The sequence below is a fragment of the Nocardia carnea genome, assembly GCF_029869215.1.
Lineage (GTDB): Bacteria > Actinomycetota > Actinomycetes > Mycobacteriales > Mycobacteriaceae > Nocardia > Nocardia carnea_B.
The window spans coordinates 24865-42877 of the sequence record NZ_JARWPM010000291.1 but is presented as its reverse complement, the minus strand read 5'-3'; the positions used below and the strand labels follow the sequence as shown (position 1 = coordinate 42877).

Here is an 18013-nt window from a genome sequence, read left to right as displayed (position 1 = left end):
GTGTTCGCGAATCTGTTCTTGACACTGGCGATCTGGGGTATCGACCCCGGTTTCCGGATCTCGGGGTGAGGCGTCGATGATCATCGATCAAAGCGGCCGGGGGGGGCCCCCCCGCGGCTAATAAGGGGGGGGCGGGGGGGGGGCGCCGCCCCCCCCGACGCCGACCGCGGGACGCGGCGGCTCACGGTGGCCTTCTCGGCGGGGTTGTACGTCTCGGAGGCGATCCGGGCGTTCGCCGCCCGGCACCCCGACGTCGAGGTCGATATCGTTCCGGTCCGGTGGTGGGAGCAGGACACACCGCTGCGCGACGGCCGGGCTCAGGTCGGTTACCTGCGCCGGCCCTTCGACGACACCGGTCTGCACCTCGTTCCCATCGGCTCGGAACCGAAGGTCGCCTGTATGCCGGCGTCCCACCCCCTGGCGGCGCGCCCCGAACTCACCCGCGCCGACCTCGACAGGGAGCGCGTCCTCGACCTGCCGACCCGGCGGACGACCACCCTCGAGGAGAAGTTCGAGCTCATCGCGTCCGGGCACGGCATCGCGCTCGTCCCGCACAGTGTCGCGCGGTCCTACTCCCGCCCCGATCTCGTTCACGTCCCGATCACCGACGCACCCGAGGTACAGCGGTGCCTGGCTGTCGCCACCGACCGGCCCGGCCCGGTCGTGCGCGACTTCCTGGAGATCGCGGCGGCGGCACTACGGCACTGATGTGCTGCGTGTCGGCCCACCGCCCGCACCGTGGGGCCTTCTATCCTGGGCACGGGGCCGGCCTGCCGCCGGGGAGGTAAAGCGTTCGACCGGGGATCGCCACCGGACAGTGATCGTGCCACGCCGAACGGAAGGTAGAACGGATGCAGCCCAGCCGCGCCGGAGACCACATCGTGGTGGGCGTCGACGGATCCGAGACCTCGCTGGCGGCCGCCGCTTGGGCCACGACGTTCGCCGGTGCCCTCGCGCTACCGATACATCTGGTGCATTCGTCGCCGGCGCCGGGCCCGATGCCCGATCTCGCGATCACCCCGGAGGAACTGGCGCAACGACAGCGCGCCTACTGCGCCGATCTGCTGTCCACCGCGGAAACCACCGTGCGCCGCTGGGCGCCGGATATCGACGTGCGGACGATGACCGAGACCGAGGCGCCGGCGGACGGACTGCTGAAGGCGGCGCAGGGGGCGGCGATGATCGTTCTCGGTGCCACCGGCGCCGGGGCGGTCGAGCGCTGGATTCTGGGCTCGACCGCGATACGTGTCGCCAACCAGGCGGACTGCCCGGTCGCGGTGTGGCGTGGCGACCCCGCGAATCCGCTACCCGACGACCGGCCGATCGTGGTGGGCTCCGACGGCAGCCCGGTCTCGGCCGCGGCGACCGAACTCGCCTTCGACTGGGCGCGGTTGCTGTCCGTCCCGGTCGTCCCGGTACGGAGCTGGACGGACAGTTCCGCGGTCGGGGCGAACGTCCCCACCGCCATGCAGGTGTTCGGTCCGACCGCGATGGCCATCGACTGGGAGCTGATCGCGCGCAGTGAGGCCGAGACTCTGTCGACCATCATCGCGCCCTACCGGAAGAAGTATCCCGATGTCGTCGTGGAGGAACGCTCACGTCGCGGATCGGCGGCGCGGGAACTGCTCCGGGCGCTCGACGAGGCGCAGCTGGTGGTCGTGGGCAACAAGGGCTGGGGACGGCTGCGCGGCGCGCTGCTCGGTTCCACCAGCCAGAACCTGCTGCACCGCGCCGACCGCCCGGTGGTTGTCTGCCGCGCTACCGACGAGTGAAAACGCGTGCCCTGCCGGATGGCTCGTATTCCGGCAGGACACGCCGTGTCAGCCGGTCGCGAGCGCGAACCAGGCCGACGCGAGCAGCAGGATCGCGGTGATCGCCAGGACGGCGCGGGTGGTGTACACATGGCGCATGACGGCCCCGTTCAGACGAAGTCGAATCGTTCGGTGTGCAGGTGCTCGGCGGGAACACCGAGAGCGGCGAGGGCATTTTCGACCGCGGTGACCATCGGGCCCGGGCCGCAGGCGAAGTACTGCCACCGGGGGTAACCGTCGGGGAGGTGACGGGCCAGCACGGCGCGGTCGAGGTAGCCGTGTTCGCCGGTCCAGCCGATGGGCGGTCTCTCCGGAACGCGGATCACCGTGAGTTCGAGTCGCAGTTCGAGTGCCCGGATCTCCTCGTCCAGGGTGGCGTCGTCGAGGGAGCGGACCGCGTACAGCAGCAGGACCGGCCGGCGGTCGGCGCGGTCGGCCATGGTCCGCAGGATGCTCACCATCGGTGTGATGCCGATACCACCGGCGATCAGCACGAACCCGGGTCCTTCGTTGCGGTCGGGGGTGAAGACGCCGTGTGGTCCAGAGAGGTAGGCACGGGTGCCGGGTGCGATATCGCCGACGGTCGAGGTGAAGTCGCCGAGCGCCTTGATCGTCATCTCGACGCCCCGGGTGTTCTCGGCGCTGGAGGAGAAGGAGAACGGGTGCGCGGTGATCGAGAACGGGGTGCGGTCCACCACGAGCCACCCGAACTGTCCCGGCTGGAACCGGAACCCCTGGTTGCCCACCGGCTCCAGCCCGAGGGTGTGCGCGTCGCCCCGTTCGGCGGTGACCCGTTCGATCCGCCAGGGCCGCCGTAGCCGCAGCAGCGGATCGATCACGCGCACCCACACCAGCAGCAGCACCAGGGCCAGCGTCATCACCGCCCACAGCCATTTCTTCCATACGGCGTCGAGGTAGTAATCGACGAGGAACATATGGGCGAGGGCGCACGCGACCACGAGCACGGACAGCACCCCGTGGCAGATCTGCCAGATCTCGTAGCGGATACGCAGGCGTTTGCGCCATACCGACGTCGCGATGAGGATCAGCAGCAGCACGGTGGAGGCGACGGCGAACCGGGCCCGCGGCGGCGCCTGCGCCAGGTTCAGAAGGCCGATGATATCGGTGCCCGCGAGCTGCAACAGCACGGGATGCGCGAGGATGAACGCGAGCGCCACATAGGAGATCTGGCGGTGGAATTGCACCAGGGCGTCCTCGCCGAACGGTGCCGCGACCGCCCGGAACCGGGCGACCAGCGCGAATTGCAACCCCAGCATCGACATGCCGACGAACCCCAGCGCGACCGAGAACTCCGTCCAGAACCCCCGTTGTGCGTCGGCGACACCGATGGCGGCGAAGACGAGCGGGACGAGCGCCGCCGCCAGATAGAGCCCGAACCAGGCCAGTCCGCGAGCCATCAGCGACAACGCATCCTCCTGGTGGTTCGGCACGGCGATATCTGCGAAAACCGGGATCAGCTGGGCGGAATTCTAGGCGGGCGAATGTCCCCCGCCGGTGCGCCACGCTCGGACGGCCGCACGGTCGTTGTGAAACGTGTTCTAATTTTTCGGTGAGCGTTGCTGTGCACGGCCGGGTCGATCCGGCTTTCCGCGGAGTCCGCGACCTTTTCGCCGCGAATCTGGCCGAGGGGCGGGACCTGGGCGCGGCGGTGGCGGTATTCGTCCGCGGCCGTGGGAACGCGACACCCCCTGCCCCGCGTTCTCGGGTACCAAAGCCGTGACCGCCACCGCGGTGCTGCTGGCCGCTCGGGAGGCGGGTATCGACTGGACCGGCCGCGTGACGACATGGTGGCCCGAATACGGTGCGGCCGGTAAGGAGACCACCACCTTGGCCGACCTGCTGACTCACCGCGCGGGGCTACCCGCGTTCGACCGCCCGGTGACCGCCGCGGAAGCCGCCGATCCCGCGGCGATGGCCGCCCGGCTGGCGGGGCAGGCACCGCTCTGGCCGCCCGGTACCGCCCACGGCTACCACGCGCTGACCTACGGCTGGCTGGCCGGAGAATTCGTCCGGCGCCGGACCGGCGAGACGGTCGGCCGGTTCGCCCGCCGTCGGCTGGGCGCCGAACTGTGGATCGGCGCCCCGGCGCCGGTGATCGCGCGGGCGGCGCGCGTCCGGTTCCCACCGGAGCACGAGCGGCGGTGGAACGACCCGGCCCCCCTCGACGCCGGGACCGTCGCCGAGATGGCCGCGGCGTTCGCGGATCCCGCCTCCCTGGTGACCCGTGCCTCGGTGAACCCGGCCGGCTCGTACAACAACCCCGAGGTACTCGCCGGTGGCTGGCCCGGATCCGGTCTGGTCACGACGGCCCGCGCGCTGGCCGGTTTCTACCGCGACCTGACCGCGGGCCGCATGCTCGCGGCCCCCGACCTCCGGGCCGCGACCGCGGAACAGGTCCGCGGTCGCGATGCCGTCCTGCTGCTGGAGAGCGCCTTCGGCCTCGGCTTCATGCTGCCCTCGCAGAATTTCGTACTGCCCGCCGCCGCCCGCGCCACCGCTTTCGGGCATCCCGGTGCGGGTGGCGCGGTCGGGCTGGGCGATCTCGAACACGAGGTGGCGTTCGCGTTCCTGCCGAACCTGCGCCGGGACTGGCTGGCCGGCGATCGCCGCGCCCACGACCTGATCGAGCAGGTCTACGCCGCGCTGTGAACGATCAGGCGAACCGGCGGACGAAGGCCAGGCTCGTCTCGGCGACCTCCCGCCAGCCGCTGTCGATGGTGAGCGCGTGCCCGCGGCCGGGGATCTCGGTGAACTCGGTGACACCGGGATTGGCGCGCTGCCGTTCGTAGGCCGCGGCGGAGATGGCCCGGGGCACGGTGTTGTCCTTCTCGCCCGAGATGATCAGCAGCGGCCCGCGTTCCGGATTGTGCGTATCGACCTTGGCTTCCGACCACGGATTCAGGTTCGCGGCGGCGGCCTGGAACAGCGGCGCGCCGGGTGCGGGTACCGCGAAGGTCTCGAACAGCTCTTTCGCCTCCTCCTCGGTGACCGCGTTGGCGAAACCGAACCGGAACTGCTCGAAGGTCAGCGGCACCGCGCGATTGCGGTTCGCGGGATTGCCCAGCACCGGCGCCGCCGCCCGCAGCGAACTGATGGGCAGGGGGAGTACGCCGCGGAAGGGGGCGGCGTCGATGGCGACCGACGCGGCGGACAGACCCCGGCCCGCGATGATCTGGGTGAGCAGCCCGCCGAAGGAATGGCCGATAACGGCGGGGGTGCGGGTGAGCCGGCCGATGACCTCCGCGTAATGGTCGGCGACCTGGCCGACGGTCTTGCCCGCGAACACTTCCGGGTGTTCGTGCGCGGCGGCAACGGTGTCGGGATCGTCGGGCCAGCCCGGGGTGACCGGGGCGTAGCCGGCTTCGGCGAACAGCTCGGCCCAGCGGTCCCAGCTGCTGGACAACAGCCAGAGCCCGTGGATGAATACGACCGGGGTGCGGCCGCTGTCGTTGGCGCGGACGATCTGTTCGAGCGTGTGCTCATCGATAGGGTGCGACATGACTGTTCCTGTCAGTGTTCGGCGGCGTCGGCGATGAGGTCGGCGACGGCGGCGGGCCGGGAGACGAGGACGGCGTGCGAGGCGGGGAGCTCGCTGGTGTGCGCGCCCATCCGGGCGGCCATGGCCCGTTGCGAGGCGGGCGGGATGACGCGATCGTCGCCGGCCACGAGATACCAGCTGGGCACGCTCGCCCACGCCGGCGGCCCGGAGGGTTCGAGATTGGCGGTGAGGGCCAGGGTCCGCTGGTGGGCGATCATTCCGGCGACGGTGTCGTCGCCCACGTCGTGCGCGAAGACCTCCCGGAAATGGCCGGGGTCGACCGAGGCCTCGAGTCCCGTTCCGGCCGCCGACACCGCCAGCGCGGGCGGGAGCAGGCGGCTGCCGGGGTAGCGGATCGGGTCCAGCGCCAGTTGTACCGGCTCACCGTGTTGCGGTGCGAACGCGGCGATGTAGACCAGGGCGCTGACATCGGGATCGGAGGCATTGGTGATCACCGCCCCGCCGTAGGAATGCCCGACGAGCACGATCGGGCCGTCGATCTCGGCGAGTGCGCGCTCGAGCACGGCGGCATCGGCGGCCGGACCCCGTAGCGGGTTGCCGGGGACGACCACCCGGTGGCCGTCCGCACGCAACTCGGCGGCGACCCCGTCCCAGCTCGTGGTGTCGGCGAACGCGCCGTGCACCAGCACGATGGTCGGCGCGTCGGCGGCGTGGGCCGGCGCGGCCGTCACCGCGCAGACACCCGCGCCGCACAGCGCGGCGAATGTTCTGACGAGAGTGGTGATTCGCACGGTCGGGCTCCTCAGTCGTGCAGGGCGGCGCGCAGGGTGGCGGCGGCCTGGGCTATCGCGGCGCGGGCGGCATGCGTCTCGTGCAGCGAATTGACCATGACGAAGTCGTGGACGATACCGCCGTACCGGACCGCGGTCACCGGGACGCCCGCCGCCCGGAGTTTGCCCGCGAAGGCTTCCCCTTCGTCGCGCAGCACATCGGCCTCGGCGGTGATGACGAGCGCCGGTGGCAGCCCGGAAAGCTGGTCGAGGGTCGCGCGCAGCGGCGAAGCGGTGATCCGGGCCCGGTCGGCCTCGCTGGTGGTGTATTGGTCCCAGAACCACTCCATGCCCTCGCGGGTGAGGAAATAGCCCTCGGCGAACTCCGCGTAGGAGCCGGTGTCGAAGGCGGCATCGGTGACGGGGTAGAACAGCACCTGCGCCCGGAAGGTCACATCGCCGCGCGCTTTCGCCATCAGGGTGAGAGCGATGGCCATATTGCCGCCGACCGAATCACCGGCCACCGCGATACGCGCGGCATCCAGCCCCTTGTCCGCGCCGTCGGTGGTGACCCATTGCGCCACGCGATAGGACTGTTCGTTGGCGGCGGGGTAGCGGACCTCGGGGGAGCGGTCGTATTCGGGGAACACCACCGCGGCATTCGCGCCGATCGCGAGATCGCGGACGAGCCGGTCGTGGGTGTGGGCGTCGCCGAAAACCCAGCCGGCGCCGTGGGTGTAGACGATCACCGGCAGCGGCCCGGCGGCACCGAGCGGTTTCACGATACGCACCGGTACCGACCCGGTGGGACCGCCGGTGACGGTGATCCATTCCTCGTCGACCGCGGGCTTGTCGATCGGTGCATCCTGGACGGCGTCCACCGCTTTGCGGCCTTCCTCAGGCGGCAGCTGGTAGAGGTAGGGCGGTTCGGCGGTGGCGTCGACGAATTCTTGTGCGGCCGGTTCGAGCGGCAGGCCGTGGGGGTTTCCGGGCACGATGAGCAATCCTTGTCAGGAGGAGAAACGGTGGGCTTTCAGTCTTCGCGACCACCGCCGTTCCGCGCCCCGCTCGACGGGCCAGAAATCCCTACGAATCAGACATGTACCGGCACCGGCTCGGGAACAGTGGTGCGGAAACGCTGCTGATACTTCTTCGGTGACACCCCGAGGCGGGCCACGAATGCCCGCCGCATCGCCTCACTGCTGCCGTAGCCGGCCAGCGCCGCGGCTTCGGTGACGCTGTACCCGGCATCGAGTTTGTCCCGGGCGAAGGTGAACCGGACGAAGGCCACGTATTCCGCGGGAGAAGTATCCAGTTCCTCGCGGAACAACCTGGTCAGGTGCCGGGGGCTGACCCGGGCGTGCGCGGCGAGCATCTGCACGCTGTACGGACGGGCCGGTTCGGAATAGATCAGATCCGCCAGCGCGCGCACCAGCGGGCTGCGGGGCGCGGGCCCGCTCAGCGCCGCCGAGAACTGTGACTGCCCGCCCGCGCGCTGCATGAACACCAGCAGGGACTGGGCGACCCGGCGGGCGACGGCCGCACCGTGATCCTCCTCGACCAGCGCCAGCGCGAGGTCGATACCGGCCGCGACACCCGCCGAGGAATACACCGATCCGTCGCGTACGTAGATCGCGTCCGGGTCCACCCGGATCTCCGGGAACCGCCCGGCCAGATCCCGGGTGAACTTCCAATGCGTGGTGGCGCGCCGGCCGTTCAGCAACCCGAGTTCCGCCAGGACGAAAGCCCCGCTGCAGACGGAGGCGAGGCGCCGGGTGCGGCGCGCCAGATGCGCGGTGGCGGCGAGTACCTGCGGGGTGACGAACCGGGCGGGTGACTGTTCGCTACCCGGGATCAGCACGGTGTCGAACGGGCCGGCGTCGAGCGCGCTGCCCTGGACGCACACCTGGATCCCGATCGAGGTGAGCACCGGCCGGCCGTCGGGGGAGAGCGTCACCATCTCGTATCCGGCCAGCGATTGGTTGGCCTCGACGAAGACCTCCGCGGGACCGGTGTAGTCGAGCATCTTCACCCCGTCGAACACCAGCAGGCCGATCCGCCGGCGCCGCGCCGGCGTGGGGCGCGTTGCGAGTTCGGATACCAGGGCGGTCATCGGCCGGCCCGCTGCACGGCACGGTATTCCCGGGGTGCCATTCCGTACTCGCCACGGAACCGGCGGTTGAAATGGCTCACGTTGGTGAACCCGGTGCGCCGGGCGATATCGGCGACCACGGGTTCCGCGTCGGATCCGGCGAGCAGCGCGGCGGCCCGGCGCAGCCGGCGCCGGATGATCCATTCGGCGATACCGGTATCCCGGCCCGCTTCCGACCAGCGCGTGTAGAGCCTGCGCACGGACACCCCGTGGGCTTCGGCGATCCGCCGCGGGTCGAGCAGGGGATCATGCAGATGCGCGTCGATGTAGAGGCTCACCCGCACGGCCAGGTTGTCGTCCAGCGCCGCGCGGCCCTGCCGGTCGTCGCGGGCCGTGGTCACCAGCGCCCGCACCAGTTGAACGGTGGCCTGGCCGACCGCGTGGGCCGCGTCGGGCGGTAGATCGGCCGGGGTGTTGCACAGCTCCGCGAAATGCGCCCGGACGAGCGGATAGACGGGGCTGGCCGGGAGGAACGGCGCGGCGTCGCGGACCGTATCGACCGGGAGGCCGAGCAGGCCCGGGTCGAAGATCACCACTTTGTTGTCCGAATGGACCGACTGGCGGTAGGTGTATGGCCGTGCGGTATCGATCAAGGTCACCTGGCCCGCTTCGGTCAGGTGCGCGCCGTCGGCGGTGGTGAGCAGGCCCGCGCCCCGGACCGGCATATAGATGGCGAACTGATCCGGCGCGCCGGCGGCGACGTGCCGTGCGTTGCGCACGACGCAGAGGCCGGTGCCGGTATTGCGCAGGACGTGCACGCCCGGACCGAGATCGATGAGCGACATCCGGTGCCGGATATCGCGGTCGGTGACATAGGTGACCGATTGGGGGTTCTCGTTGTCGTTGAACGCCGCCTCGAGCGCGGCCGCCCGATCCGCGGGCGCGATCAGATCGCTGTCGTGTAGCAGCATCCGCCGCAGCCTCCTGCCGAATCGGTCTCCACCTGGGAAGAGTAGAGCGTCCGGGCCGGATTGCGCAGTGCTCGCCCACCGCGACGGCACGCTGGGCAAAGCCGTTCACCTGCGTGGTGCCGGAATATGCGGGACCGCCGACGGCGTGGCGGCACGCAGAGCACAGACCGGAGACTGCCGGACGCGGTGCGCCGGTGCGCCCGGTCGTGCTCAGGGGGTGGCGAAGGCGACCAGCTGTACCGCGACCGGTTCGGGTACACCGTCGGCGACGGGGCCCGCGGCGGTGAGAACGTCGAGGTGGTTGTACCCCGGCAGGGTGATCCGGGTTTCGCGCCGGCTGCCCGATTCGGGGAGCGGGATCCCGCCGCTGCCCTGGACAGTGAGCACGGGGCGGTCGGCGAGCAGGTCCGGGTAGCGGTGATGCGCGGCGATCGAGGGGGCGGTCCGCTGCTGCAGATCCAGGGCCAGCCGCGACGGGAAGTACCACTCCGTGAAATCCAGCGGGGGTTCACAGAGACTGCGGGCCAGCTGGGCGATGGAGGTGACCTCGCTGCCCGGGTCGGTGAAAGGTGCGGCGGTGACGTCCAATTCGTTGTGGTCCAGCCACCGGTAGACGGTGTCCGGATGGTGCCGGGTGGGGGAGACCTTGGGCGCGTTCCCGAAGAAGCCGAACGCGAGCGGGCTACGCGCCAGGGCGTCGGGTAGCGGGAAATCCTTGGGCGCGACGGGTCCGCCCGCCGGGAAACCCGCGCTCGCCTGGAGGAAACCCAGTGGCTGGGAATTGTCGTCGAGCAGCGCCCCGAGCACCGCTTCGTTGGTCGCCTGAAGGGTCCGGGCATCCGGTGTGCCGGTCACGAACGCGGTGGCGTCGCGGGAGAGCAGGGTGCGCAGAGTGGCGGTGATATTGAGGTTGTCCGGCAGCCTGCGGACGAGATCGTTCACGCCGTCGGGGGTGAGCCGGGCGGCCAGGCCGGCCAGCGCGAGCAGATTGGTGGTCTCGGGGTTGATCACCGCGGGGAACCGCAACACCGGCAGCACCGTATCGAGTTGTAGCGACATCTGTTCCAGGGTCGCGGCGAGGGGTGCGGGCGGATCGGGGAACTCGAATCCGCGCAGGCCGAGGCCGGGCCGGACCACCGAATCGAGGGCGAAATAGCCGCCGCACTGGTTGTCGCCGGTATCGGCGGTGGTGGCCGGATCGCCGTCGACATCCCAGCCGGCGAAGTAACCGGTGAGGAAACCGCCCAGCGAATGGCCACCGCACAGGACCTGCTGCCGGCGCAGTACGGCGTCGGGCAGTTCGAGGCGCAGCAGGTCGTATTGGTCGCGCAGCGTCTGGGCGAGACCCTGGTCCCGTAACCAGGCGGTGGCGGCACCGTCGGCGTAGCCGGCGAACCGGCGGCCGTCGACCTGCGCGCCGCCGAAGTAGTAGCCGGTCGCGGTATCCAGCGACCCGGTCCGCAACGCCGCCTGGGTGCCGGTGTGGTCCTCGAGGCAGTTCGACCGGCGATCCAGCGCCCAGAATTCCAGATGTAGTCCGGATCGCGCGGCCAGTGAGATCGTATTGCGGGCGACACTGTCGAAGGCTCCCGCGCCCTCGAAGATTCCCGGCTGGGCGACGAGGATCCGGTCGGCGTCCGCGGCGTCGGCAGGTCCGTCCGCGGAGCGCCAGCGCAGATAGGAGAGCCGGTCGCAGGCCGGTGGATGGGGCGGTGCCCCGGCGGGCAGCGGAATCGTCCGGGTCACCACAGTGGCCACCACCTCGGTGACCGGTGACGACGACGGGTACCGGGTTTCCGTGCGGTCCGGCGCGGCCGCTCCGCTCGGCGGATTGCTCACCGCGGCGGCCACCAGCACCGCACATACCAGGCCCAGCCGCCGACGCCGCATACTCGCCGCCCTTCCCACTGTTGTTGTGCCATCCAACCCGGAAGCCTGGGCCTGTATGCGGCGGTCGGCGGGAATTGCCCCGGATGACAACGGATCCGGCCGGCGCCTGGGATGCGTCACAGCCCGGAGACCAGATCTACGCGGCCGGCGGCGAACAGGTGTGGCGCCCCCGGAGGCGCCGAATCGAGCGGGGCGCCCGGCGCCCGGATCGCGACCGCGGCCGGTCGGCGGGCATTATCCGGCGCCCCTCGCCCCTTGTCATGCGACGCGCCACTGGTATGGTCGGATTCGTTCCGACACGGGGTGCTCCGCAGACGCGGGGCTGAGATCACACCCGAGAACCTGTTCAGGTAATGCTGACGAAGGGATGTCCTGGTTTGCCCGCGCACACCACCGAATCCGGCGGATTCACCGCACAACTCTGGGACCGGACGAAGGAGCTGCGCGCAGCGATCGACGATCTGGAATTCCTCCGGCTGCTCGGTGACGGTACCTTGCCGCCCGAGGTGTTCCGCACCTATATCGAGCAGGATTCGCTGTATCTCGCCGGTTATTCGAAAGTACTGGCCCTCCTCGCCGCGAAAGCGCCCGATGTCCGGGCGGCGCAATTCTGGGCGACGTCGGCCGCCACCGCGGTCTCGGTGGAATCGGCGTTGCACGACGAACTCCTCGGCTCGGGTCTGCTGCCCGCGCCCGCGGACGAGCCGCAGCATTCGCAGGCCTGCCTCGGCTATGTCTCCTATCTGATCGCGACCGCGGCCACCGAGTCGTACGCGGTGGGCGCGGCGGCGGCACTGCCGTGCTTCTGGATCTACGCGGAGGTCGGCCGCGATCTGGCCACCCGCGCGGCCGCTGTGCTCGCCGCCGATCCCGAGCACCCGTATGCCCGGTGGGTGGCCACTTACGGTGCCGCGGAATTCCAGGAGTCGGCGGCCGCGGCGCGCTCGCTGGTCGACGCGGCCGCGGAGTTCGCAGGCGACCATGAGCGCGCGGCCATGGCGGCGGCGTTCACCGTCGCCACCCGGTACGAGCTGATGTTCTGGGACACGGCACTGCATCCGCAGCCGTGGCCCGCCTCGTGAACGGCCGCCTGCGCCGGTCCCTCGCCGCGGTCGCCGTCGTGCTGACGGCGTTGTCCGCGCTCACGGCGTGTACCGCCGGGACCGGTGACGACCACACCATCCGTTTTGCGCTGGACTGGACACCGAACACCAACCACACCGGACTGTTCGTCGCCCAGCAGCGCGGATTTTTCGCCGAAGCCGGCCTGGACGTGGAGATCCTGCCGTACAACAACACCGCGGTCGATACGGTCATCGACGCCGGCAACGCCGAATTCGGGATCAGCACCCAGAATTCGTCGACCTTCTCACGGGCCTCCGGCGGGCGCACGCTGTCGGTACTCGCGCCATTGCAGCGTTGGGCGACCGGTATCGGGGTGAAGGCCGATCGCGCCGATATCCGGAGTCCGAAGGATCTGGACGGTAAAATCTATGCCGGGTTCGGTGATCCGGGCGAGGTGGAGGCGCTGCAGCAGGTGATCCGCAACGACGGCGGTACCGGCGATTTCGAATCGGTCACCCTGGGGACCTCGGCCTACGAGGCCGTGTATTCCGGGCAGGCCGATTTCACGGTCTCCTATCTGGCCTGGGAAGGTATCGAGGCCGAACACCACGGCACCCCGATGAAGTACTTCCGCTACACCGACTTCGGTTTCCCGGACGCCTACGCCATCGTGATCGACGCCAACGAGGACTGGCTGGCCGCCAACCCCGATCGTGCGGCGAGGTTCGTGCAGGCGCTGCAACGCGGATACCAGGTCGCCGCCGACGATCCCGATTCGGCCGCCCGGGATCTGCTCGCCGCCAACCCCGGAGCGTTCGCCGACGAATCGCTGGTATTCGAGAGCCAGCGGATGCTGGCCGACCAGTTCATGAAGGATCCCACCGGGCGGGTCGGCACCCAGACCCGCGAACAGTGGGCGGCGAGTTCCGGATTCCTCTGGGAGAAGGGCCTGCTCACCGGGCCCGACGGCGCACCGTTGGCCGCCGAACCCGACTGGTCGACCTACTTCACCGATGACTATCTCGCCGGCCCGTGACGATTCCGTGCGCGACGACAACTCTGCGCACGACGAATCCGCAGGCACCACCGGGGCAGGCCGGGTGGTACCGGCTGTCGTGACCGTGGCGGCGCTGGTCGCGCTCTGGCAGGCGTATGTGACGCTCAGCGGTATCCGCCCGCAGCTCCTGCCGTCCCCGGCCCGGGTGCTGCACCAGGGCTGGGCGCATCGCGCCGAGATCGCCACCCACGCCGCCGCCACCGTCCAGGTGACGCTGGCCGGATTCGCCGTCTCGCTGACCCTGGCCTGGCTGCTGGCCGTCGTGGTGGACTTCTCGCCGTGGTTGCGCCGCGCGTTCGTCCCGCTGTTCGTGGCCTCGCAGACCCTGCCGATCATCGCGATCGCACCGCTGATGATCATCTGGTTCGGATTCGGGTTGCTGCCGAAGGTGCTCGTCGTCGCGCTGGTCACCTTCTTCCCGATGGCGATCGGCTTGATCGAGGGCTTCGCCGCCGCGGACCGCGAAGCGGGCGCGCTGCTGCGCAGTATGGGTGCCTCCCGGCTCCAGGTGTTCCGGTATGTGCGCCTGCCGTCGGCGATTCCGCGGTTCTTCACGGCGTTGCGCATCGGGATCACCTACGCCGTCGTCGGCGCGGTCTTCGCCGAGTACGTCGGGGCCCGGCGGGGTCTGGGAATCTATATGAGCCTGCAGAAGAATTCGTTCCGCACCGATCTGGTGCTGGCGGCGGTTTTCGTGACCGCGTTCCTCAGCGTCGCGCTGTATCTGCTCACCTTCGCGGTCGAACGGGTCGTGGCACCGTGGTCACGCGCGGAGAACAGGAGTCGCCGTGGCCGTTGAGCCCGGGCGCCGCATCGTGATCGACGCCGTCACGAAATCGTTCCCGCAGCCCGGCCGGCGGGGGACGCGCAGGCAGGTGCTGGGCGGTGTCTCGTTCACCGCGCAACCCGGCGAGTTCGTCTCGGTCATCGGCCCGAGCGGCTGCGGGAAGAGCACGCTGTTCAATCTGCTGGCAGGCCTGGAGACCCCCGACGCGGGCACCATCCGGTTCGGCGCGGGCGACGCCGGGCCGGTGCCGGGCCATTGCGCCTATATGCCGCAGAAGGATCTGCTGTTCCCGTGGCGCACGGTCCTCGACAACACCATCCTGGGCCTCCAGGTGCACGGGGTCGGGAAGGCGGAGGCCCGGCGCCGAGCCCGCGAATTGTTCGAGGTGTTCGGGCTGTCCGGTTTCGAAGACGCCCGCCCGGCCCAGCTGTCCGGGGGGATGCGGCAGCGCGCGGCGATGCTGCGGACCGTCGTCCAGGAGCGGGAATTGCTGTTACTGGACGAGCCTTTCGGGGCGCTCGATTCGCTGACCCGCACCGAGATGCAGGCGTGGTTGCAGGACGTCTGGCAGCGCTACCGGTGGATGGTGCTGATGATCACCCACGATATCCGCGAGGCCGTGTACCTCTCGGACCGGGTGATCGTGCTGTCCGGTCGTCCGGCCACGGTGCGCCGCGCGGTGCGTGTCGATCTGCCCCGCCCGCGCGAGGTGTCGATGATCACCGAACCGGGATTCGCCGCGTTGGAGCAGGAACTGCTCGAGGTACTCACCGCGGACTCGGTGGGCTAGCTGCGGGCGGTGTCATCGGCGCGTGGTTTCCAGTGCCCCGCCCGCGGCGCGCCATTCGATCAGCCCGCCCGACATGTTCTTGGCTTCGAAGCCGTACTCGAGGAGCAGGTTCGCGGCGCCGTAGGAGCGCAGGCCGCCGGTGCAGAACGTGATCAGGAGCCGGTCGTCGGGCAGGTTCTCGCAGCCGGCCGGCAACTGTTCCAGCGGCAGGTGGACAGCCCCGGGGATATGAGTGCGGTGCCATTCGAACTGCCGGCGGACGTCCACGATCAACGCACCGGCGCGGACGGCGTCGACGGCCTCCGCCGCGGAGAGCGAGGGCGCGCGATACAGGTAGTGGCGAATGCTCATGAGCGTCGGTCCTCGAGTCGATCGGTCAGGCAGCTGCGCCGGGGCGGACGATCATGAGGACGACCACGATCAGCCACAGCGTGTTGTAGAGGCCGGCGAGCATGCCGAGAGTCCGCAGCCGGGGGGTGCCGCCGGGTACTGCGAGGGCTTCGCGCTGCATCGGATGGATGATCGTCGTGATGATCGCGGCGGCGCAGGCGGTGAGAACGAGGGCCGCGGTGATCCATATTTCGCCCATCCGGCCTTGCAGCACCGCCAGCGCGATCCCGGCCGCCGGGACGATCAGGCCCAGGCGTGCGTAGGTCCCGGTGATCCGGTGCAGCACCGCGGCGACCGCGGGCGAACGCTGCGCCGCGCCCGCGGAATCGGCGACCGGCGCGTACCGGGGGAACAGACTGGTGGCGACCGCGGAACCGCCGACGAAGACAATGGCTGCCAGGACGTGGACCGACAGCAGCAGGTGGTGCATGAACAGCTCCCTCTCAACCTTCAGTTTGGCTGAAGCCTAACAGATCTTTCAGCTGGCCTGAAGGTTGAGTGGGTCGCCTGGGCGCCGAGGCCTGGCTAAGGGGCTGTTTCCCGGAACGCCTCGGTGAGTGCGGCGCCGATCTGCCGCTGGACGGGATCGGCCGCGGCGCCGAACAGCCGTTCGTCGACGTCGGCGACCACCTGCCGGGCCGCGCCGAGCAGCCGTTGCCCCGCCGGGGTGAGTTCGATCGCCGAGGCCGAACCGGCGCGAGCGGTGCGGTCGCGAACCAGTCCGGCGCCGGCGAGTGCCTTCACGGCGGTGTGCACACTCTGGACGCTGATCCCGGACATACGGGCCAGTTCGCTGAACGAGGCACCGGGGATGCCGGAGATATGGCCGAGCAGGCCCAGCCGTCCGACGGTCAGGTCCAGTGGTGCCAGTCCCGCGCTGAGTTCGGATTCCACGCGCCGGGCCAAGGTCAGCACGATGATCGAGGCGCTGGTGGCCGGGGGCGTCCGGTCGCTGTCGGTACTCACCGGTCCAGTTTCGCGCACCACCGCCGCGGCACGGATACGCGGGCGCGGGTCGCGCGGATATCACCCTTCGTGTAATTCCCCGCAGGGAATCGGCGAAATCGTATACGAGTTCGGCCACGCGGCGGAGCGGGAATATTTTCGGCCGCGAATTCGCCCGGTCCGTGCTGTGATATAGCGATTCGACGGTCAATTTCCGGGGCGCACCGGAAAAGTTGATGACGAAGCGGATTACGAGTTGTTCTCGCCGGTTGCTTCGTTATATACGGCCGGATGGGTTTAACGATTCCGGCACCTGGCACTTCCCGGGTGCCGGGCGCGATCGCGCCATGTCGCACCACGATTCCCGGACGTCGGCGGGGTGCGGTGAAAGTTTGTTTGCACGACCGTTGTTGATGCGCTCGGGGTCCTGACGGCAGCGAATCGGAGTGCTAATCTGCACAGGTGGTGTTCCCCGGAATCGGGGTATGCCGCAGTGGCGGAAGCCCGGTCGTGAACGACTGTGCGGCATCCATTGATTGTTGCCGATGATATGCCGGGTTTTCGTTTCGCAGTTACGTGCCGGAGCACAATCGGAAATTCTTCGCAGGAAGAGAGGAACTACCATGAGCGCGATAATCGGCCTCGGCTCCGCGGTCGCGGGTGCGGCACTCAGCGTGGCTTGGGCGCTACTCGGCCTCGTTCTCTGAGAACGGCACCGCCGCGCCGGCGGCTACGTTCCCGCTCGGGCCCGCCCGAGCGGGATGTCGTGCGGCCGGGGACTATCGGCTCAGACCGGCTTCGGCCGCGCCGGCGGTGAGGGCGTCGAGGCCGAACGCTTCGACGGGACCGAGCGCGCCGGTAGCGCGAAGGCCGCCGTCGAGGGCGGTCCGCGCGCCCCAGGCGAGGATCGCCGCGGTGAAATCGTAGGGGTCGCCCAGCGACAGCGTCACCGACTCGAGCACGCGGCCGGTGGTGTCGGAAACCTCGGCGACCGCCCACGATTTCGTGCGGGCGCGCGACTCGGGGCTCGGGCCGCCGGTGGAGCCCTTCACCAGCCGGGACAGCGCGGATTCGGCCAGTTGCCGCACCGGCCGGATCCGTCCGGCCAAACCGGCGGCCAGGGAGGTGGCCTGGAGACCACGCGCCGCCGGCCCGGGCAGGCCGAGGTAGACGTTGGCGTCCCGGAGCCCCGGGTACGAGCGGGCGAGGGCCAGATGTTCCGAACCGGGTACCGAGGCGCCCGTGAGGGCCCGGCCCGCGACCTCGAAGGTGCGGATCCGGGCGGCCGTCCGCTCCCCGGCGATCCGCCCGCCGCGCAGCGCGAACCCCTCCTCGAACACCATGCCCGCCATGGACGCCCGGGTACCACCGCTGGTGCCGGGTCCGTCGACGAAGTAGCCGATCTCCGCCCGGACGGCGCCGGGTGCGTCCGCCAGTGCCAGCCCGGCGGCCAGATTGCCCGGCACATAGTCGAATCCGAACGCGGTGAGCAGTGCCGATCCCGCCCCGCGAGCCGCGGCGTCGTGGTCGAACACCGTACGGATGAACGGGCCTTCCCCGGTGGAGTCGAAGTAGTGTGCGCCCGCCGCGAGCGCGGCCGCCAGCGCCGGATTGCCGTAGCGCAGGAACGGCCCGACCGTCGTCACCAGAACATCGCCGCGGCCCAGCAGTGCACGGATCGAACCGGGATCGGCGATATCGGCCACCGCGGTCTCCGCGCCCCCGAGTCCGGCGGCCAATTTCTCGAGTGAACCGGCGTTGCGGGCGGCGAGTACGGGCGCGGCGCCGTGGCCGATCAGGGCCTCGGCGATCAGGCGGCCGGTGTACCCGGTGGCCCCGAACAGCACGATTTTCGGCATGGGCTGGTACTTCCGTTCGTCGGTCGGGTGCATCACGTCACCGTTGTCGGAACCGACCCTACTTTC

Annotated in this window: 18 protein-coding genes and 1 riboswitch; of the genes, 7 read left to right on the top strand and 11 right to left on the bottom strand. The window is 70.0% G+C overall.

The annotated features are described in order from the left end of the window. Positions 1 to 120 precede the first annotated feature (120 nt). A complete protein-coding gene (locus tag QH276_RS20605; protein ID WP_280406860.1) occupies positions 121 to 708 on the top strand; it encodes a LysR family substrate-binding domain-containing protein in 588 nt (195 codons plus the stop codon). A gap of 143 nt (positions 709 to 851) precedes the next feature. Then, a complete protein-coding gene (locus QH276_RS20600) occupies positions 852 to 1772 on the top strand; it encodes a universal stress protein (RefSeq protein WP_280400721.1) in 921 nt (306 codons plus the stop codon). Positions 1773 to 1921: 149 nt separating this feature from the next. Here QH276_RS20600 and QH276_RS20595 read toward each other — a convergent pair whose 3' ends face one another. Further along, a complete protein-coding gene (locus QH276_RS20595) occupies positions 1922 to 3262 on the bottom strand; it encodes a ferredoxin reductase family protein (RefSeq protein WP_280400722.1) in 1341 nt (446 codons plus the stop codon). A 286-nt stretch (positions 3263 to 3548) separates the two neighbouring features. Between QH276_RS20595 and QH276_RS20590 the strand changes: the two genes are divergently transcribed. After that, the gene (locus tag QH276_RS20590) at positions 3549 to 4481 is read left to right on the top strand and encodes a serine hydrolase domain-containing protein (RefSeq protein ID WP_280406859.1); all 933 of its coding nucleotides are present in this window, start codon (positions 3549 to 3551) and stop codon (positions 4479 to 4481) included. A 4-nt stretch (positions 4482 to 4485) separates the two neighbouring features. Here the strand turns inward: QH276_RS20590 and QH276_RS20585 are convergent, their stop codons facing one another. The 6 genes from QH276_RS20585 to QH276_RS20560 all read right to left on the bottom strand — a co-directional run bounded on the left by QH276_RS20585 (position 4486) and on the right by QH276_RS20560 (position 11054). Next, a complete protein-coding gene (locus QH276_RS20585) occupies positions 4486 to 5331 on the bottom strand; it encodes an alpha/beta hydrolase (protein ID WP_280400724.1) in 846 nt (281 codons plus the stop codon). A gap of 11 nt (positions 5332 to 5342) precedes the next feature. Next, entirely contained in the window at positions 5343 to 6122 is a 780-nt protein-coding gene (locus QH276_RS20580; protein ID WP_280400725.1) for an alpha/beta fold hydrolase, read from the bottom strand. Between the two features lie 11 nt (positions 6123 to 6133). Beyond that, the gene (locus QH276_RS20575) at positions 6134 to 7096 is read right to left on the bottom strand and encodes an alpha/beta hydrolase (protein ID WP_280400726.1); all 963 of its coding nucleotides are present in this window, start codon (positions 7094 to 7096) and stop codon (positions 6134 to 6136) included. Positions 7097 to 7194: 98 nt separating this feature from the next. After that, complete coding sequence (locus QH276_RS20570; protein ID WP_280400727.1) at positions 7195 to 8214, bottom strand: GlxA family transcriptional regulator; 1020 nt, start codon at positions 8212 to 8214, stop codon at positions 7195 to 7197. Beyond that, positions 8211 to 9164 (bottom strand): helix-turn-helix domain-containing protein, encoded by a 954-nt coding sequence (locus QH276_RS20565; protein WP_280400728.1) that lies wholly within the window; start codon positions 9162 to 9164, stop codon positions 8211 to 8213. The genes QH276_RS20570 and QH276_RS20565 overlap by 4 nt, the downstream gene beginning before the upstream one ends. Positions 9165 to 9374: 210 nt before the next feature. After that, entirely contained in the window at positions 9375 to 11054 is a 1680-nt protein-coding gene (locus tag QH276_RS20560) for a hypothetical protein (RefSeq protein ID WP_280400729.1), read from the bottom strand. Positions 11055 to 11343: 289 nt separating this feature from the next. Further along, a riboswitch (TPP riboswitch) is annotated at positions 11344 to 11439 on the top strand. Between QH276_RS20560 and QH276_RS20555 the strand changes: the two genes are divergently transcribed. The 4 genes from QH276_RS20555 (at position 11432) to QH276_RS20540 (ending at position 14753) form a co-directional block, all read left to right on the top strand. After that, a complete protein-coding gene (locus QH276_RS20555; RefSeq protein ID WP_280406858.1) occupies positions 11432 to 12136 on the top strand; it encodes a TenA family protein in 705 nt (234 codons plus the stop codon). (Overlaps the previous riboswitch by 8 nt.) Then, the gene (locus QH276_RS20550; RefSeq protein ID WP_432278691.1) at positions 12133 to 13155 is read left to right on the top strand and encodes an ABC transporter substrate-binding protein; all 1023 of its coding nucleotides are present in this window, start codon (positions 12133 to 12135) and stop codon (positions 13153 to 13155) included. The genes QH276_RS20555 and QH276_RS20550 overlap by 4 nt, the downstream gene beginning before the upstream one ends. Beyond that, positions 13133 to 13975 (top strand): ABC transporter permease, encoded by an 843-nt coding sequence (locus QH276_RS20545; protein ID WP_348536655.1) that lies wholly within the window; start codon positions 13133 to 13135, stop codon positions 13973 to 13975. Before QH276_RS20550 ends, QH276_RS20545 begins: the two co-directional genes overlap by 23 nt. Next, positions 13965 to 14753 (top strand): ABC transporter ATP-binding protein, encoded by a 789-nt coding sequence (locus QH276_RS20540; protein WP_280400732.1) that lies wholly within the window; start codon positions 13965 to 13967, stop codon positions 14751 to 14753. The genes QH276_RS20545 and QH276_RS20540 overlap by 11 nt, the downstream gene beginning before the upstream one ends. Before the next feature lie 12 nt (positions 14754 to 14765). Here QH276_RS20540 and QH276_RS20535 read toward each other — a convergent pair whose 3' ends face one another. The 4 genes from QH276_RS20535 to QH276_RS20520 form a co-directional block, all read right to left on the bottom strand. Then, positions 14766 to 15104, bottom strand: a complete 339-nt coding sequence (locus tag QH276_RS20535; RefSeq protein ID WP_280400733.1) for a rhodanese-like domain-containing protein — start codon at positions 15102 to 15104, stop codon at positions 14766 to 14768. A 25-nt stretch (positions 15105 to 15129) separates the two neighbouring features. Continuing rightward, positions 15130 to 15573, bottom strand: a complete 444-nt coding sequence (locus QH276_RS20530; RefSeq protein ID WP_280400734.1) for a hypothetical protein — start codon at positions 15571 to 15573, stop codon at positions 15130 to 15132. Positions 15574 to 15668: 95 nt separating this feature from the next. Continuing rightward, complete coding sequence (locus tag QH276_RS20525; RefSeq protein WP_280400735.1) at positions 15669 to 16109, bottom strand: MarR family winged helix-turn-helix transcriptional regulator; 441 nt, start codon at positions 16107 to 16109, stop codon at positions 15669 to 15671. 758 nt (positions 16110 to 16867) lie between these two features. After that, positions 16868 to 17980 (bottom strand): saccharopine dehydrogenase family protein, encoded by a 1113-nt coding sequence (locus QH276_RS20520; RefSeq protein WP_280400739.1) that lies wholly within the window; start codon positions 17978 to 17980, stop codon positions 16868 to 16870. Positions 17981 to 18013: the final 33 nt, after the last annotated feature.

Coding starts and splice junctions, on each gene's coding strand:
- QH276_RS20600 (WP_280400721.1), top strand. CDS start 852: ATGCAGCCCAGCCGCGCCGGAGACCACATCGTGGTGGGCGTCGACGGA.
- QH276_RS20565 (WP_280400728.1), bottom strand. CDS start 9,164: ATGCTGCTACACGACAGCGATCTGATCGCGCCCGCGGATCGGGCGGCC.
- QH276_RS20545 (WP_348536655.1), top strand. CDS start 13,133: ATGACTATCTCGCCGGCCCGTGACGATTCCGTGCGCGACGACAACTCT.
- QH276_RS20585 (WP_280400724.1), bottom strand. CDS start 5,331: ATGTCGCACCCTATCGATGAGCACACGCTCGAACAGATCGTCCGCGCC.
- QH276_RS20530 (WP_280400734.1), bottom strand. CDS start 15,573: ATGCACCACCTGCTGCTGTCGGTCCACGTCCTGGCAGCCATTGTCTTC.
- QH276_RS20570 (WP_280400727.1), bottom strand. CDS start 8,214: ATGACCGCCCTGGTATCCGAACTCGCAACGCGCCCCACGCCGGCGCGG.
- QH276_RS20520 (WP_280400739.1), bottom strand. CDS start 17,980: ATGCACCCGACCGACGAACGGAAGTACCAGCCCATGCCGAAAATCGTG.
- QH276_RS20560 (WP_280400729.1), bottom strand. CDS start 11,054: ATGCGGCGTCGGCGGCTGGGCCTGGTATGTGCGGTGCTGGTGGCCGCC.
- QH276_RS20535 (WP_280400733.1), bottom strand. CDS start 15,104: ATGAGCATTCGCCACTACCTGTATCGCGCGCCCTCGCTCTCCGCGGCG.